The 16,018-nt window shown below is 68.4% G+C and carries 16 protein-coding genes; 13 read left to right on the forward strand and 3 right to left on the reverse strand.

Features of this window, described 5'->3' with window-relative positions; translation table 11 throughout:
* The first annotated feature begins 44 nt into the window (after nt 1-44).
* The 8 genes from NOCYR_RS10430 (at nt 45) to NOCYR_RS10460 (ending at nt 8,671) form a co-directional block, all read left to right on the forward strand.
* Nucleotides 45-1,082 carry a branched-chain amino acid ABC transporter permease gene (locus tag NOCYR_RS10430; protein ID WP_048833243.1) on the forward strand — a complete coding sequence of 346 codons (1,038 nt, stop codon included), beginning with the start codon at nt 45-47 and terminating at the stop codon, nt 1,080-1,082.
* Nucleotides 1,079-2,506, forward strand: a complete 1,428-nt coding sequence (locus NOCYR_RS10435) for a branched-chain amino acid ABC transporter permease (RefSeq protein WP_014350331.1) — start codon at nt 1,079-1,081, stop codon at nt 2,504-2,506. Before NOCYR_RS10430 ends, NOCYR_RS10435 begins: the two co-directional genes overlap by 4 nt.
* Nucleotides 2,503-3,471, forward strand: a complete 969-nt coding sequence (locus NOCYR_RS10440) for an ABC transporter ATP-binding protein (RefSeq protein ID WP_048833244.1) — start codon at nt 2,503-2,505, stop codon at nt 3,469-3,471. Before NOCYR_RS10435 ends, NOCYR_RS10440 begins: the two co-directional genes overlap by 4 nt.
* Nucleotides 3,468-4,199: an ABC transporter ATP-binding protein gene (locus tag NOCYR_RS10445; protein WP_048833245.1), complete on the forward strand. Its 732-nt coding sequence runs from the start codon at nt 3,468-3,470 to the stop codon at nt 4,197-4,199. Before NOCYR_RS10440 ends, NOCYR_RS10445 begins: the two co-directional genes overlap by 4 nt.
* A 60-nt stretch (nt 4,200-4,259) precedes the next feature.
* Nucleotides 4,260-7,031, forward strand: coding sequence for a DNA polymerase I (polA, locus tag NOCYR_RS10450; RefSeq protein WP_081505368.1), 2,772 nt, complete (start codon nt 4,260-4,262; stop codon nt 7,029-7,031).
* 361 nt (nt 7,032-7,392) lie between these two features.
* Nucleotides 7,393-7,842: a hypothetical protein gene (locus NOCYR_RS10455; RefSeq protein ID WP_014350333.1), complete on the forward strand. Its 450-nt coding sequence runs from the start codon at nt 7,393-7,395 to the stop codon at nt 7,840-7,842.
* Between the two features lie 177 nt (nt 7,843-8,019).
* Complete coding sequence (locus NOCYR_RS30755) at nt 8,020-8,151, forward strand: hypothetical protein (RefSeq protein WP_256666670.1); 132 nt, start codon at nt 8,020-8,022, stop codon at nt 8,149-8,151.
* Nucleotides 8,152-8,242: 91 nt separating this feature from the next.
* Entirely contained in the window at nt 8,243-8,671 is a 429-nt protein-coding gene (locus NOCYR_RS10460; protein ID WP_014350335.1) for an alpha-isopropylmalate synthase regulatory domain-containing protein, read from the forward strand.
* Nucleotides 8,672-8,737: 66 nt separating this feature from the next.
* On the opposite strand, the gene trxA is transcribed toward NOCYR_RS10460, so the two are convergent.
* Both trxA and NOCYR_RS10470 read right to left on the reverse strand, forming a co-directional pair.
* Nucleotides 8,738-9,109: a thioredoxin gene (gene trxA / locus NOCYR_RS10465; RefSeq protein WP_014350336.1), complete on the reverse strand. Its 372-nt coding sequence runs from the start codon at nt 9,107-9,109 to the stop codon at nt 8,738-8,740.
* Between the two features lie 47 nt (nt 9,110-9,156).
* Complete coding sequence (locus NOCYR_RS10470) at nt 9,157-9,687, reverse strand: 2'-5' RNA ligase family protein (protein ID WP_014350337.1); 531 nt, start codon at nt 9,685-9,687, stop codon at nt 9,157-9,159.
* 68 nt (nt 9,688-9,755) lie between these two features.
* On the opposite strand from NOCYR_RS10470, the gene NOCYR_RS10475 reads away from it, so the two are divergent.
* From NOCYR_RS10475 to NOCYR_RS10490, 4 genes are all read left to right on the forward strand, one after another.
* On the forward strand, nt 9,756-10,847 hold the full coding sequence (locus NOCYR_RS10475; protein WP_014350338.1) for an isocitrate/isopropylmalate dehydrogenase family protein: 1,092 nt from the start codon (nt 9,756-9,758) through the stop codon (nt 10,845-10,847).
* A gap of 174 nt (nt 10,848-11,021) precedes the next feature.
* Nucleotides 11,022-11,894 carry an ABC transporter substrate-binding protein gene (locus tag NOCYR_RS10480; RefSeq protein WP_014350339.1) on the forward strand — a complete coding sequence of 291 codons (873 nt, stop codon included), beginning with the start codon at nt 11,022-11,024 and terminating at the stop codon, nt 11,892-11,894.
* 1 nt (nt 11,895) lies between these two features.
* Nucleotides 11,896-12,807, forward strand: a complete 912-nt coding sequence (locus NOCYR_RS10485) for an amino acid ABC transporter permease (protein ID WP_014350340.1) — start codon at nt 11,896-11,898, stop codon at nt 12,805-12,807.
* Between the two features lie 41 nt (nt 12,808-12,848).
* The gene (locus tag NOCYR_RS10490) at nt 12,849-13,601 is read left to right on the forward strand and encodes an amino acid ABC transporter ATP-binding protein (protein ID WP_048834070.1); all 753 of its coding nucleotides are present in this window, start codon (nt 12,849-12,851) and stop codon (nt 13,599-13,601) included.
* A gap of 17 nt (nt 13,602-13,618) precedes the next feature.
* Here NOCYR_RS10490 and NOCYR_RS10495 read toward each other — a convergent pair whose 3' ends face one another.
* Nucleotides 13,619-14,521, reverse strand: coding sequence for a LysR family transcriptional regulator (locus tag NOCYR_RS10495; RefSeq protein ID WP_014350342.1), 903 nt, complete (start codon nt 14,519-14,521; stop codon nt 13,619-13,621).
* Nucleotides 14,522-14,592: 71 nt separating this feature from the next.
* Here NOCYR_RS10495 and NOCYR_RS10500 point away from each other — a divergent pair, with 71 nt between their 5' ends.
* Nucleotides 14,593-15,978: an FAD-binding oxidoreductase gene (locus NOCYR_RS10500; protein WP_014350343.1), complete on the forward strand. Its 1,386-nt coding sequence runs from the start codon at nt 14,593-14,595 to the stop codon at nt 15,976-15,978.
* The last annotated feature ends 40 nt before the right edge of the window (nt 15,979-16,018 follow it).

Genomic DNA, 16,018 nt, shown 5'->3' on the forward strand with positions numbered 1-16,018 from the left:
CGCGCCGATCCATCAGGGGCGACAGCGATGAGGGCTTGGCAGGGATGACTCCTAGCGTGTATGTCGGCGCGTTACCGCTTGCCGACGGTTCGATCGACTTCAACTACGAGGGGGTGATCGATCAATTCTGGCGGCTGACCGTCGACGGGCTGTCCTACGGCGCGATCTACGCCCTGGTGGCGGTGGGCTACACGCTGGTGTACGGCGTGCTGCGGCTGATCAACTTCGCCCATTCGGAAGTGTTCATGCTCGGTATGTTCGGGCAGTACGTCGGATTGATGCTGCTGGGGTTCTCGCCCAGCGGTGATGTGTACTCCCAGGGCGTCATCCTGACCGTCACCTATCTGGGCCTGGCGATGCTGTTCGGTATGGCGGTCTCGGGCGCGGCGGCGGTCGGATTGGAGCGGGTGGCGTATCGGCCGCTGCGCCGCCGCGGCGCCAAACCGCTGATCTTCTTGATCACCGCGATCGGAATGTCGTTCGTACTGCAGGAATTCGTGCACTTCATCCTGCCGAAGCTGTGGCCGGACCTAGGTGGCACCAATGCCCAGCAACCGATCATCCTGGTCGAGCCGACGGTGCAGTTCAGCTTCGGTGGCGCCGACGTCACCAATGTGACCATCGTGATCGTGGTGGCCGCGGTGGTGCTGGCGGCGGCGGCCGAGATGCTGATCAACCGCACCAAGTTCGGCCGCGGTATCCGGGCGGTGGCCCAGGATCCCGACACCGCGACGCTGATGGGCGTCTCGCGGGAACGGGTCATCATGCTGACCTTCCTCATCGGCGGTGTGCTGGCCGGTGCGGCGGCGCTGTTGTACGCGTTGAAAATTCCCAACGGCATCATCTACTCCGGCGGCTTCGTGCTCGGCATCAAGGCGTTCAGCGCGGCGGTGCTCGGCGGTATCGGCAATCTGCGCGGCGCGCTGCTGGGCGGGCTGCTGCTCGGGCTGGCCGAGAACTACGGGCAGATCCTGTTCGGCACCGAATGGCGCGATGTGGTGGCGTTCGTGGTGCTGGTGCTGGTGCTGATGTTCCGGCCGACGGGCATCCTCGGTGAAAGTCTCGGGAGGGCCCGCGCATGAGTGAGAAGACCACGCCGATCGAAGCGCCGAAGCCACCGCCGCGGCCCATGCACGGTGTCGGCGACGCGCTGCGCGGCTGGTGGGAAGGCCTGAGCCGGCCCGCGCAGTGGGCGGTCGGGGTTCCGGCGATCGTCGCGCTGGCGCTGCTTCCGCTGTTCCCGCCGCCGCTGCTGGACACCCCCGGCACCAGTTTCGGCGGCGTGATGGCCCAGTTCGCGATGTACGCGCTGATCGCCATCGGACTCAATGTGGTGGTCGGCCAGGCGGGGCTGCTCGACCTCGGCTATGTCGGTTTCTACGCCGTCGGCGCCTATACCGTCGGCCTGCTGACCAGCCCGAACAGCCCGTGGAACCAGACCGACGGCGGCTGGCTCGACTCCGACTGGGCCTGGCTGGCCTGCGTGCCGCTGGCGATCGCGGTGACTGCGGTATCGGGCCTGATTCTCGGCTCGCCCACGCTGCGGTTGCGCGGCGATTACTTGGCCATCGTCACCCTCGGGTTCGGTGAGATCGTGCGGCTGCTCGCCGACAATCTCGGCGATCTGACCAATGGCAGCCTGGGCCTGTCCGGTATCGCCTACCCGCGCGTCGGCGAATCCGAGGAGCGCCCGACCGGGGTGTTCTCGGCGGGCAATGTCGGCGACAGCGACAGCGCGAATCTGCTCGACCGCGCCAACTCCGGTACCTGGTGGTACTGGCTGGGCATGATCTTCGTGATTCTGGTGCTGCTCATCGTCGGCAACCTGGAACGCAGCCGGGTAGGCCGGGCCTGGGTCGCCATCCGCGAGGACGAGGACGCCGCCGAGATCATGGGCGTGCCCGCGTTCAAATTCAAGCTGTGGGCCTTCATGATCGGCGCCGCCGTCGGCGGGCTCTCCGGTGCGCTGTACGCCGGCCAGGTGCAGTTCATCAACCCGACCGGGTTCAACATCATCAATTCGATGCTGTTCCTGTGCGCGGTGGTGATCGGCGGTCAGGGCAATAAACTCGGCGTCATCGTCGGGGCGTTCCTCATCGTGTACCTGCCCAACCGGTTGATGTCGGTGCAGCTGGTCACCGACGAAACCGCCGGCTACATCCAGCTCGGTGTGCTCGCGGCGGTCTTCGCCGGGGCGGCGGTGGCGTGGAAGCTGTGGCTGCACGATCGCGGCGCCTGGGTGCGCAGACTGTTCGTCACCGCCACGGTGGTGCTCGGGGTGTACTGGCTGATCCTGCTCGGCAGCGTGCTGCTGTTCCGGCCGCAGGGCGCGCAGACCCTCGGCGACCTCAAGTACCTGTATTTCGGCATCGCGCTGGTGGTGATGATGATCCTGCGGCCACAGGGCCTGTTCCCGGTGCGGCAGAAATTGCTGGCCTACGGCAGGCAGATCTATCTCGCGGTGCGCAGACCGCTGTCCGGCGAGCTGGTGGGAGCGAAGCGATGACCGGGCCGGGCGCGGGTGACGCGCTGTTCGACAACGAGGACATGGCGGCCGGGTATGCCCCGGAACCGGAGGTGGAATCGGCGGGCACCGTCGACGTCGAGGCCGTCGATCCGGCCCTGGCGGATGCGGCCGCGGTCGCCGAGGTGGTCGCCCCGCATCGCGAGATCGAGACCGAGGTCGGCGCGCCGCTGCTGCGCACCGAGGGGTTGACGGTGAAGTTCGGTGGCCTGACCGCCCTGGACGCGGTGAGCTTCGAGATCCGCCGCGGTGAGATCCTCGGATTGATCGGCCCCAATGGTGCAGGCAAGACCACCTGCTTCAACGCCATCACCGGCGTGTACCGCCCGTCGGCGGGCACGGTCTATTTCGACGGCAAACCGCTGACCAAGACCAAACGCAACGCCATCACCCGGCTCGGCATCGCCCGCACCTTCCAGAACGTGCGGTTGTTCGGGGAGATGACAGCGCTGGAGAACGTGGTGGTCGGCACCGACGCCCGGCACAAGACCTCGGTGCCGGGCGCGATCTTCCGCACCGCCCGGCATCGGCGCGAGGAACGCGACGCCATCGAACGCGGCATGGCATTGCTCGAGTTCGTCGGTATCGCACCGCGCGCGGTGGAGAAGGCCCGCAACCTCTCCTACGGCGATCAGCGGCGTCTGGAGATCGCTCGTGCGCTGGCCACCGAACCGAAACTGCTGTGCCTGGACGAGCCGGCCGCCGGGTTCAATCCGAGCGAGAAATCGGCGTTGATGGATCTGATCCGCAAGATCCGTGACGACGGGTTCACGGTGCTGCTGATCGAGCACGATATGCGGCTGGTGATGGGGGTGACCGACCGGATCGTGGTGCTCGAATTCGGCCGCAAGATCGCCGACGGCCTGCCCGCCGATATCCGGGCCGATCCGGCGGTGATCGCCGCCTACCTCGGGGTGCCCGACGACGAGGACGGACAGGACGCATGAGCACAGCCGAACCGATGCTCGAAGTCGACGAGATCTACGTCAACTACGGCAGAATCCAAGCGCTGCACGGTATCTCGCTGCGGGTGGCCGAAGGGGAGTTGGTCACCCTGCTCGGCGCCAACGGTGCGGGCAAGACCACCACCATGCGGGCGCTGTCGGGGCTGCTGCCGCTGACCAAGGGCCGCATCGTGTTCGAAGGCCGCGACATCAGCCGGATGAAGGCCCATGAACGCGTCGTCGCCGGATTGATCCAGGCACCGGAAGGCCGCGGCATCTTCCCCGGCATGTCGGTGCAGGAAAACCTCGACATGGGTTGCTATGCACGGCCTTTCAAACAGAAGACCGAGTACGCCGCCACCTTGGACCGGGTGTTCGACCTGTTCCCGCGGCTGCAAGAACGACGCAAACAGGTCGGCGGCACCCTCTCCGGTGGTGAACAGCAGATGCTGGCCATCGGCCGATCGCTGATGGCGCGCCCGCGGCTGCTGCTGCTCGACGAACCGTCGATGGGGTTGGCGCCCATGGTGATCCAGCAGATCTTCCGCATCATCAGCGAGATCAACCAGCAGGGCACCACGGTCCTGCTGGTCGAGCAGAACGCCAGGCAGGCACTCAAACGCAGCGACCGCGGCTACATCCTGGAGACCGGTGCGGTGACCAAAACCGGCACCGGGGCCGACCTGCTCGTCGACCCCGCGGTGAAGTCGGCGTACCTGGGCGTGGGGTGAGCGCTCGCGCCCGGGTGTCGGCCGTTCGACTTGTCGGTGGCTGTCCCTAGACTCTGGGGGGTGAGTTCACCGACGACAGCCCCGCGTTCTGCCTCTTCCGGATCCGGCACGGCACCGAGCACCGCGTCGAGTGCCGCCGCGACGGCCACGGGGGAGCGGCCGACGCTATTGCTGATCGACGGCCACTCGGTGGCCTACCGCGCGTTCTACGCGCTACCGGCGGAGAACTTCAAGACCGTCACCGGGCAGACCACCAACGCGGTGTACGGGTTCACCGCCATGCTGATCAACCTGCTGCGCGATGAGAAGCCCACCCATATCGCGGCGGCGTTCGACGTCTCGCGCCAGACCTTCCGCACCGAGGCCTACCCGGAATACAAGGCCAACCGCACCAGCACGCCCGACGAGTTCCGCGGCCAGGTCGAGCTCGCCAAGGAGGTGCTCGGCGCGCTCGGCATCCCGGTGATGGCCATCGACGGCTACGAGGCCGACGACGTCATCGCCACGCTCACCACCCAGGCGGTGCCGCAGGGCTACCGGGTACTCATCGTCACCGGCGACCGCGACTCGATTCAGCTGGTCAACGACGACGTCACCGTGCTCTACCCGCGCAAGGGCGTCTCCGACCTGACCCGCTTCACCCCCGAGGAAGTGCAGGCCAAATACGGCCTCAGCCCGGCGCAGTACCCCGACTACGCGGCGCTGCGCGGCGACCCGAGCGACAACTTGCCCGGCATCCCCGGGGTGGGGGAGAAGACGGCTGCCAAGTGGATCCGCGAATACGGTGATCTGGCCACCCTGGTCGACAAGGTCGACGAGGTGCGCGGCAAGGTCGGCGACGCGCTGCGCGCCAACCTCAGCAGCGTGGTGCTCAACCGTCAGCTCACCGAGATGGTGCGCGATGTGCCGCTGCCCTACACCCCCGACCAGCTCGCTCAGGCCCCGTGGGACCGCGAACGCATCCACCGGCTCTTCGACGACCTGGAATTCCGGGTGCTGCGCGATCGGCTGTTCGAGACCCTCGCCCCGCCGAGCCCGGAGGCCGAATCCGGTTTCGAGATCAGCGGCTCCTCGCTGGCGCCGGGCAGCGTCGGCGACTGGCTCACCGATCACGCGCCGGTCGGCGTGCGCCACGGTGTGTCGGTGGTGGGGTCGGGTGCGCCCGCGCACGGCGACGTCAAGGCGATCGCCATCGCCGCGGCCGACGGTGAGGGCGCCTATATCGACGTCACCGGGATGACGCCGGAGGACGAGGCCCGCCTCGGTGCCTGGCTGGCCGACCCGGCCCGGCCCAAGGCCCTGCACGAAGCCAAGTCCGCCATCCACGCCCTGCGCGGGCGCGGGTGGTCGCTGGCCGGGCTCACCAGCGATACCGCGCTGGCCGCCTACCTGGTGCGGCCGGGGCAGCGCAGCTTCAACCTCGACGATCTGTCGTTGCGCTACCTGCACCGCGAGCTGCGCGCCGAGACCGACGAGACCCCGCAGCTGTCGTTGCTCGACGACGAAGACGCCGTCGATACCGAACTCGCGCAGACCGAGATGCTGCGGGCCCGCGCCGTCGCCGACCTGGCCGAGGCCCTCGACGGCGAGCTGGCCGGCATCGAATCCACCGCGCTGCTCGGCGAAATGGAGCTGCCGCTACTGGAAGTGCTGGCCACCCTCGAAGACGCGGGCATCGCCGTCGACGTCGACCAGCTCGAGACGCTGCAACGCCAGTTCGCCGACAAGGTGAACGAGGCGGCCGAGGCGGCCTACGGGGTGATCGGCAAGCAGATCAACCTCGGCTCGCCCAAGCAGTTGCAGGTGGTGCTGTTCGACGAGCTCGACATGCCCAAGACCAAACGCACCAAGACCGGCTACACCACCGACGCCGACGCGCTGGAATCGCTCTACGAGAAGACCGAGCACCCGTTCCTGGCGCATCTGCTGGCCCACCGCGACGCCACCCGGCTCAAGGTCACCGTGGACGGGCTGCTCAAATCCGTCGCCGACGACGGCCGCATCCACACCACGTTCAACCAGACCATCGCCGCCACCGGCCGGTTGTCGTCGACCGAGCCGAACTTGCAGAACATTCCCATCCGCACCGACACCGGCAGGCAGATTCGCGACACCTTCGTCGTCGGCCCCGGTTACGAATCGCTGATGACGGCCGACTACAGCCAGATCGAGATGCGGATCATGGCGCATCTGTCCGGCGACGCCGGCCTGATCGAGGCCTTCAACTCCGGGGAGGACCTGCACACCTTCGTCGCGTCCAAGGCCTTCGACATCCCGATCTCGGAAGTCAATCCGGAGATGCGGCGCCGGATCAAGGCCATGTCGTACGGTCTGGCCTACGGTTTGAGCTCCTACGGTCTGTCCGCGCAGCTGAAGATCAGCACGCAGGAGGCCAAGGATCAGATGGAGGTCTACTTCGCCCGGTTCGGCGGTATCCGCGATTACCTGCACGAGGTTGTGGAACAGGCCCGCAAGGTCGGCTACACCCAGACGCTGTTCGGCCGCCGCCGCTATCTGCCGGACCTCGATTCCAGCAACCGCCAGCGTCGTGAAGCTGCCGAGCGCATGGCGTTGAACGCGCCGATCCAGGGCACCGCCGCCGACATCATCAAGGTCGCGATGATCAACGTGCACAAGGCGATTCAGGATGCGGGCTTGCAGTCGCGGATGCTGCTGCAGATCCACGACGAACTGCTGTTCGAGGTGGCTCCGGGGGAACGGGAAGCCCTCGAAGAGCTGGCCCGGCGCGAAATGGCCGCAGCGATCGACCTGTCGGTCCCGCTCGATGTGTCCGTGGGCACCGGGCGCAGCTGGGACTCGGCCGCACACTGAACCGTCGCCCGGCTCGGAGCGGCTCCGAGCCGGGCTCACGGTACCGTGCGTCCGTCGCGACACGCAGTGCTGCACAGCGGATTCGGTGTTCGCGATGTCTGTCTGCTGTGTATTCGGTGGCGGGTCACATTACGGTTGAACACCCGCCGGAGAGCAGCGGTCTGTGCCGTCGTTTTAGACCACAGGCGCGGCAGCCCGCCCGTGCCGTTGCGCCGCGCCGCCGCGACCGCGGGTGTAACGTCCGGCCGGTGTCGTCCGACGACACCAAAGACGTCCGATCTCCGCGGCACTGTTCGACGTTCGCCACGTGGTCGGCGTATCTAGTTGCCAGACAATGCTTTCCGACGTCAGGAGAGACTTGATGCGTGCACTGCTCAAAACCGCGGCGGCCCTCGGTGCGGCCGCGCTCGCCCCGATTCTCTGTAGCGGACCGGCCCAGGCCGCACCCGCCGCCGACGGCACCGTGTACTTCTCCTACGGCTTCGCCGACTGCGCCATCGGCCCCGACGGCAGCGTCGGCTGCAACGCCGACGCTCCGGTGACGATGACCATGAAGATCGCCGGAGCCGAAATCGTGCTGCCGTTCCCGGTCGACGAGGCCGTCATCGACCTCGGCTGGGCACCCGCACACCCAGGCTTCGCGCCCGGGAAGCCGTACACGCTGCCCGGTGGCAACCCGCCGATCGAGCAGCTCGGCGGCAGCGTCAGCCACGCGGGCGCCACCTGCGCCATCGGCTTCCGCGCCAGCCTCAGCTGCGATGCCAAAGGCCACCGGCTCTCGCTTCTCGGCGGCACGTTCTACGGATCCTGACGCCGTCGGACGGTGCGGGTCGGCCGCGACTGCGACCCCGCACCGCCCCACGGTGATCCCTGCTACTCGCGCGTAACCCCGCACACCCGATGACCTGGGCGAACAGCGTCCGGCGCGAAAGGAAACAGCATGCGAATGTGGTTGCCTTCGCCGCATCGACTCTCTATCCTCGGACGCGTGCCGAATCCCTCCGACCGCCACAGCGCCGCGCTGCATGTCGCCGACCGCGACAGCGCTGCGCTAGTTCCGCACACCGCGATGGTGGCGCGTCGGCTACTGCTCGTAGTAACCCGCCGCAGCGGGGTCTGATTCGGACCGGCCCCCTCGCTGCGGGCCGTTTGACGTTAGTTGCTGGTCCCCTCTGCCGCCTTCAAGCATTCTCGGGAAGACCTACGTGACCATGCTCACCCTCGACAGCCATGACCTGATCGCCGCCGCCCCACGGAGCCTGCGCTCCGAAAGCGCCGGCCTGACCCCCGACCAGTTCCGCGACCGCTACGGCGAAGGCACCGGGCCCATCCGCCTCGGTGACTGGTCGCCCGCCGGGAACCGGAACGCGACCTTCACCGCGACCCTCGAATTCGCCGGGCATCTGCGCACCGTCGTGGCCACCGGCAACCCGGTCGCCGCCATGACCTCGGCCCTCTACGACGAGGGCTATCCGGTCGAAATCCTGCAATTCCATCAGCGCCGCACCGGCTCGGCCACCGCGACGTTCATCCAGTGCGAGTTCAACGGCCGTCGTGGCTGGGGTGCCGCACTGGCCGGCGACGGTGCCGAATCCACCGTCCGCGCCATGATCGCCGGGCTCAACCGCCTCGGAGCCTGACAGCACCACGGGTCCTGCCCTTCCCGGATCGGGAGGGGCAGGACCCGTGTTGTGGTGGCTGCGGACCTACTCCGCGGAGGCCTGCTGCTCGGCCAGCTGCTTGCGCACCTCGTCCATATCCAGCGCCTTCACCTGGGTGACCAGGTCCTCGAGCGCGGCCGGGGGCAGAGCACCGGGCTGGGCGAAGACCAGCACACCTTCGCGGAAAGCCATGATGGTCGGGATCGACCGGATGTTGGCGGCCGCCGCGAGACCCTGTTCGGCCTCGGTGTCGACCTTGCCGTGCACCACGTCGGGGTGCTGCTCCGAGGACTTCTCGAAGGTCGGGGCGAAGCTCTTGCACGGTCCGCACCACTCGGCCCAGAAATCGACGAGTACCACGTCGTTTCCGGTGACGATCTCATCGAAGTTCTGCTGGGTCAGCGTCTGCGTTGCCATGGGCGTCCTCTCGTGTGGTTTTCCGGGTCCAACGCCGGGCACCGGGGTTATCTTCCACCGGCGACCGGCCAGGCCCGCCGTTCGTCGCCGTCCCACCTCCGGATACCCACCGCGGTCGCGGGGAAATCACGATCCGACGCGACGGCGAGAATTGCCGCGCCGAGCTGCGGTGGTGGCACGCGTCTGGCCAGTGTGACATGCGGGGTCCACTGATCCGGATGCATGTTGCCCGGAACCCCGGGACACGGCGTCACCAGCGCGTGCACCCGGCGCTGCCAGGCCAGCAACTGTTCCGACGGCACCACCAGCCGCACCAGAATGGGCCGGCGGGACCCGAAGACGAGGACACCGCCCAGTCGCACCGGGAACGGGTGGAACGGCAATTTCTCCAGGTCGTGGTCGATGCGCGGCCAGATCTGCTTGGCCACCGCCAGGGTGATGTGCGGGCGTTTGGGCGGATCGCCCGCCGCCGGCCTGCGGATGACGCCCGGTAGGCCGGCCTCGGCCAGCGACGCCCACTGCTGCCGGATGTACTCCTCGGCCGTGTCGTCGAGCACCAGTTCCACCGACTGCACCATGATCTGCAGAAACTAGCCGCCGCGGACCCGCGCGCGGGCCGGTTCCACCGCGACGGGAGGATGTCGGAGTGCACGAGGCGAAGCGAACCGACGGTGAACGGCTGCGGTTGGGGCTCATCGATGGCGACGGCATCGGGCCCGAAGTGGTCGGCTCGGCGCGCGCGGTGGTGGACGAGGCACTCGCGGCCGCCGGCGCGGCCGGGGTGGACTGGGTGCCGCTGTCCATCGGTCACCGGGCCCTCGCGGAGTTCGGCACCGCGCTGCCGCGCCAGACCCTCGATGCGCTCGCCGAGCTGGACGGCTGGATCCTCGGCCCGCACGACAACGCCTCGTATCCGGCCGAACACCGGGTGGCTCCGGGCGGGGCGATCCGTAAGCACTTCGGGCTCTACGCCAATATCCGCCCGGCCCGCGCCTTTCCCGGCGTGCGCGCGGCGGCCCCCGATATCGATCTGGTGATCGTGCGGGAGAACAGCGAAGGCTTTTACGCCGATCGCAATATGTTCGCCGGATCGGGGGAGTTCCGGCCCACCGAGGACGTGGCCATGTCGGTCGGCGTGGTCACCCGCCGCGCCTGCGAGCTGATCGCGCACGAGGCGCTGCGGCTGGCGAGCACCCGGCGCAAACGGGTCACGATCGTGCACAAGGCCAATGTGCTGCCGATGACGATGGGCCTGTTCCGCGACGTCTGTTACGAGGTGGCGCACCAGTATCCCGGTGTCCAGGTCGACGACGAGCATGTCGATGCGACCGCCGCGCACCTGGTGCGTGCGCCCGGCGACTTCGACGTGCTGGTCACCGAGAACCTCTTCGGCGACATCCTCTCGGACCTGGCGGCCGAGCTCAGTGGCTCGCTCGGGCTCGCGGCCTCGCTGAACTGTTCGGCCGACCGCGCCATGGCCCAAGCGGTGCACGGCGCGGCGCCGACGCTGGCCGGCCGCAACCGGGCCAATCCGGCGGCGCTGCAATTGTCGTCGGCGATGTTGTTGCACTGGCTGGGAATTCGGCGCGCCGAGCCGACGCTCACCCAGGCCGCCGAGCGGATCGAGCGGGCCGTCGCGACGACGCTGGAAGCCGGTATCGCGACCGCCGATCTGGGCGGACTGGCCTCGACGAGTGAGTTCACCGAGCAGGTGAGCGCACGGGTACACCGCCGATGAGCGCGGGCCACGGACCGAGGGCCGGCTCGGTGTGTACTGGACCGCGGCGGCCGGATTCTCCGCTACTGTCCGGTACGCGAGTGCCCGGTCGCCTACATTGCGAGCAGGGCGGGTCGGAAGGTGGAGGCTGCGGTGGCTGATCGAACCGGATCCGGCGGGCGCGGACGTTGGGCGATGCTGGTGGCCGCCGTGCTGGGCGCGCTCGTGCTCGCGGTGGCCGGCTGCACCCACAACACCGAGGACCTGCCCGATGTGTCGAAGGTGCCGGTGAGCGAGGTGCCCGAACTCGCGGCACTGGTGCCGCCGGAGATCCGGCAGTCCGGCGTGCTGAAGGTGGGGGTGAACGTGCCGTATCAGCCCAACGAGTACCGCGACAGCGACGGCAATATCGCCGGCTTCGACGTCGACCTGATGGACGCGGTGACCACCGTGCTCGGGCTGCGGGCCGAATACATCGAGTCGGCATTCGAGAAGATCATTCCCGCCGTCCAGGCCGGCACCTACCACGTGGGCATGTCCTCGATCACCGACTCCCTGGAGCGGGAGAAGCAGGTCGATTTCGTCACCTACTTCAGCGCGGGCGTGCAGTGGGCCCAGCGGTCCGACCGCCCGGTCGACCCGAACAACGCCTGCGGCAAGCGAGTCGCCGTGCAGGCCACCACGTTCGAGCATCTGGAAGAGCTGCCCGCCAAGAGCCAGGCCTGCGTGGATGCGGGTAAGGACCCGATCATCATCCAGAGTTTCGACGAACAGAGCGCGGCGACCAACGCGCTGGTGCTCGGCCAGGTGGACGCCATGTCGGCCGACTCCCCGGTCACCGCGTACGCCATCAAACTGACCGAAGGCAAGATCGAACCTGCCGGTCCGGTGTTCGACGCCGCCCCGTACGGGTGGGCGGTCGCCAAGGGCTCGCCGTTGGGGCCGGTCTTGCAGAAGGCCCTGCAACATCTGATCGACAACGGCAAGTACCGCCAGATCACCGAGAACTGGGGTGTGCAGGATGGCGCGATCACCGAGTCCGTGATCAACGGAGCGGCGAAGGGATGACATGAGCGAATCACAGACCGAGCCGGAGCCGATCAAGGCCGTCCCGCTGCGCAGGCCGGGGCGCTGGCTGGCCGCGACCGCCATCCTGGTGCTGGTCGGGCTGTTCATCTACGGCGCCGCGACCAACCCGGCCTACCGCTGGGACGTCTACTGGCGGTACCTGCGCGACAGCCGCATCGCCGAGGGCGCGGTCGTCACGCTGGAGCTGACGGTGCTGTCCATGGCGATCGCGGTGGTGCTCGGCGCACTGCTCGCGGTCATGCGGCTGTCGCCGAATCCGGTGCTGCGCTCCACGGCGTGGGTCTATCTGTGGATCTTCCGCGGCACGCCGGTGTTCGTGCAGTTGGTGTTCTGGGGACTGGTGCCCTCGCTGTACAAGCAGATCAGTCTGGGTGTGCCGTTCGGGCCGCAGCTGGTGGAACTGGATGTGCAGGGCTTGCAGGCGGCGTTCGCGTTCGCGGTGATCGGCCTCGGTCTCAACGAGGCCGCGTATATGGCCGAAATCGTGCGCGCGGGCATCAATTCGGTGGGTGAGGGGCAGCGGGAGGCGTCGGTCGCGCTGGGGATGACCTGGTCGCAGACCATGCGACGTACGGTGCTGCCGCAGGCGATGCGGGTGATCATCCCGCCCACCGGCAACGAGCTGATCGGCATGCTCAAGACCACCTCGCTGGTGACCGCGATCCCGCTCAGCACCGACCTGTTCGGCCGCGCCCGTGACATCTACGGCGTCAACTTCCTGCCGATCCCGCTGCTGCTGGTCATCGCGACCTGGTACCTGGCGATCACCAGCGTGCTGATGGTCGGCCAGTACTACCTGGAGCGCTACTTCTCCCGCGGGGTCTCGCGGCAGCTGACCGCCAAACAGTTGCAGGAACTGGCCGATGCGCAGAATGTGGTGAAGGCGAAATGAGCGAGCAGGCGAAAGACGGTTCCGGGTCGGCGGCCACGCCGATGATCGTCGCCGACCGGGTGTGCAAATCCTTCGGCGCGTTGCAGGTGCTCAAGGGGATCTCGCTCGAGGTGCAGCGCGGCCAGGTGCTGTGCCTGGTCGGTCCGTCGGGTTCGGGCAAATCGACATTCCTGCGCTGCATCAACCATCTCGAGCAGGTCAATGCCGGGCGGCTCTACGTCGACGGCGAGCTGGTCGGCTACCGCGAGAAGGGCGACAAGCTCTACGAGCTGCATCCGCGGGAAGCGGCCCGGCAGCGCCGCGAGATCGGCATGGTGTTCCAGCATTTCAACCTGTTCCCGCACCGCACCGCGCTGGCCAACATCATCGAGGCGCCCACGCAGGTCAAGAAGCTGCGCAAGGCCGACGCGGTGAGCCGGGCCAAGGAACTGCTGGACCGGGTGGGGCTGGCCGACAAGGCCAATGCCTATCCCGCGCAACTGTCCGGCGGGCAGCAGCAGCGGGTGGCGATCGCCCGGGCGCTGGCGATGGATCCGAAGCTGATGCTGTTCGATGAGCCGACCTCCGCGCTGGACCCGGAGCTCGTCGGTGAGGTGCTCACCGTGATGCGCGAGCTGGCCGACGACGGCATGACCATGGTCGTGGTCACCCATGAGATGGGTTTCGCTCGTGAGGTCGCCGACCAGCTGGTGTTCATGGACGGGGGAGTGGTGGTCGAGGCCGGGCCGCCGCGTGAGGTGCTGGCGCAGCCGAAACACGAACGCACCCAGGCGTTCTTGTCGCGACTGCTCTGAGCGCGGCCGCGGCGGTGTCAGCGCACCGGCTTCCCCAGCGCGATGCGCAACTGGCCGAGCAGCACTTTCGCGGCCGGCGCGAGGGGCCGGTCGGTGCGCCAGGCGATGGCCAGCTGCCCGCGCAACTCCGGCGCCACGATCGGTAGTGTCCGCACCCCGAACGCCGCCGCTTCGGCGTCGGTGAGTTCCGGCACCACCGCCACGCCCAGGCCGTGCGCGGCCAGTCGCAGCAGTAGCGGTGGCGCCGCGGCCTCGAAGGCGATGTTCGGAGCGAAACCCGCTGCGGCGCAGGCTCGCTGGAAGACGCCGTGAATACCTGTGCCCGATGGCAGGCAGATCAGGGGCCGCTCGCGCAATTCGGGCAGCGGCATGACCTCGCCGACGCTGGGGTCCTCGGCGGCGACGGCGGCGACCACGGCGGTGTCGAGGATGACGTCGAGGGCGATGGCCGGATCCAGCTCGGCGCCGGTCAGCCCGATCAGCGCGATATCGAGCTCGCCGCGACTCACCGCGGCCAGCATGTCCTCCGAGGTGGCTTCGGTGAGGGAGATGCCGACCTGCGGGTGATCGTCGTGGAAGGCGGCCAGCGCGGCGGGCACATCGAACTCTTCGGTCGCCGCGCCGGAGATGAGCCCGACCCGCACTTGGCCGCGCAGCAGCCCGGTGAATTCGTCGACGGTGTGCGCGATCCGTTCGGCGGCCGCCAGCGCGGCCCGGGCGTCGGCCAGCACCGCGGCCCCCACCTCGGTCGGCGTGACCCGGCGCGCGCCCCGTTCCAGCAGTGGCTGCCCCAGCTCGCGTTCCAGCTGACGGATCTGCGCGCTGAGCCCCGGCTGGGTCAGATGCAGCCGTTGCGCGGCCCGGGTGAAACCGCCTTCCTCGACCACGGTGACGAAGTAGCGCAGTTGCCGCAATTCCATAACTGATGATTATGGCAGCGAGACGAACTAACTGTTTCCCTTATCGCTCAGCGGGCGGCATCGTCGAACGCATGGGAAACATCGCAGCCGACTACATCGCTCTGACGCCCGCCGCCGAGGCGGAATTGCCGTCCTTCCCCGCGCCCGTGCTCCGCCCCGGCGACGCGGACTACGCCACCGAAGTCGCCGGATTCCAGACCGCCTACCAGCACCGTCCCGCCGTGGTGGTCACCGCCCGGCACACCGAAGACGTGCGCGCCGCCATCGAATTCGCCGCTCGGCACGCACTGCCGGTCGCCGTGCAGGCCACCGGGCACGGCCTGTCGGTCGCCGCCGACGCAGGCGTGCTGATCAGCACCCGGCGGATGACCGCCATCGAGATCGACGCCGATGCCGCAACCGCGCGGATCGGCGCGGGCGTGCAGGCCGGCGCCTTGATCGAGGCGGCTGCCGGGCACGGACTGGCACCGCTGAACGGGTCATCGCCGTCGGTGGGCGTGGTCGGCTATGTCCTCGGCGGTGGCCTCGGGCTGCTGGGCCGTACCTATGGATACGCCGCCGACCACGTCCGGATGATCGAACTGGTCACCGCCGATGGCCGGGTACGCACGCTGCGGCCCGGCGACGAACTGTTCGGCGCCGTGCTCGGCAGCGGCGGCAATTTCGGCGTCGTCACGGCGCTGGAACTGGGCCTGGTGCCGGTCACCACCGTCTACGGCGGCCAGCTCATGTTCGACACCGCCCTGGTGCCGCGGGCGCTCGAGGTCTGGCGGGAGTGGACCGCCACCGTGCCCGACTCGGTCACCTCCACCGTGGCCATGTTCGCCTTCCCCGACATCCCACCGGTGCCGCAACCGCTGCGCGGGCGGTTCGTCGCCTCCATCCGGGTGGCCTGCACCGACGTCGAGGACGGCGATCGCCTGGTCGCGCCGCTGCGGGCGATCGGCACCCCGCTGAAGGATGACCTGCGCGTCATGCCCTACACCGAATCGCACACGATCCACTCCGACCCGGCCGATCCGCACGCCTACGCCGCCACCAATGCCCTGCTGGACGACCTCACTCCCGAAGCGCTGACGGCGCTGCTCGCGGTGGCCGGCCCCGAGTCCGGGCTCGGCGCCGTCATCGACATCCGGCAGCTGGGCGGCGCGCTCAGTGCGGGCTACGAGGAGTCGGCACTCGATCATCGCGACGCCCGCTACGTCGTCCGGGTCATCACCGCACCGAATCCGGCCGCGGGCCCGGTGGAGCCCGGTGCACGGGTGCGGGCCGCCCTGGCGCCGTGGACCATCGGCCACAGTCTCAACTTCCTCTACGGCGCCGGGGAGGCGGCCGATGAAGCGCAGACCAAGGCCGGATATCGGGCCGGCACCTATCAGCGGCTGGCCGCCCTGAAGTCGAAGTACGACCCGCACAACATGTTCCGCTTCAACCGCAATATCCGTCCGGCCGGCTGACCTCCGGTCGAACCGGGCGCGCGACGGCAGCGTCATGCTA

Origin of the sequence: Nocardia cyriacigeorgica GUH-2, assembly GCF_000284035.1 — a bacterium.
Lineage (GTDB): Bacteria > Actinomycetota > Actinomycetes > Mycobacteriales > Mycobacteriaceae > Nocardia > Nocardia cyriacigeorgica_B.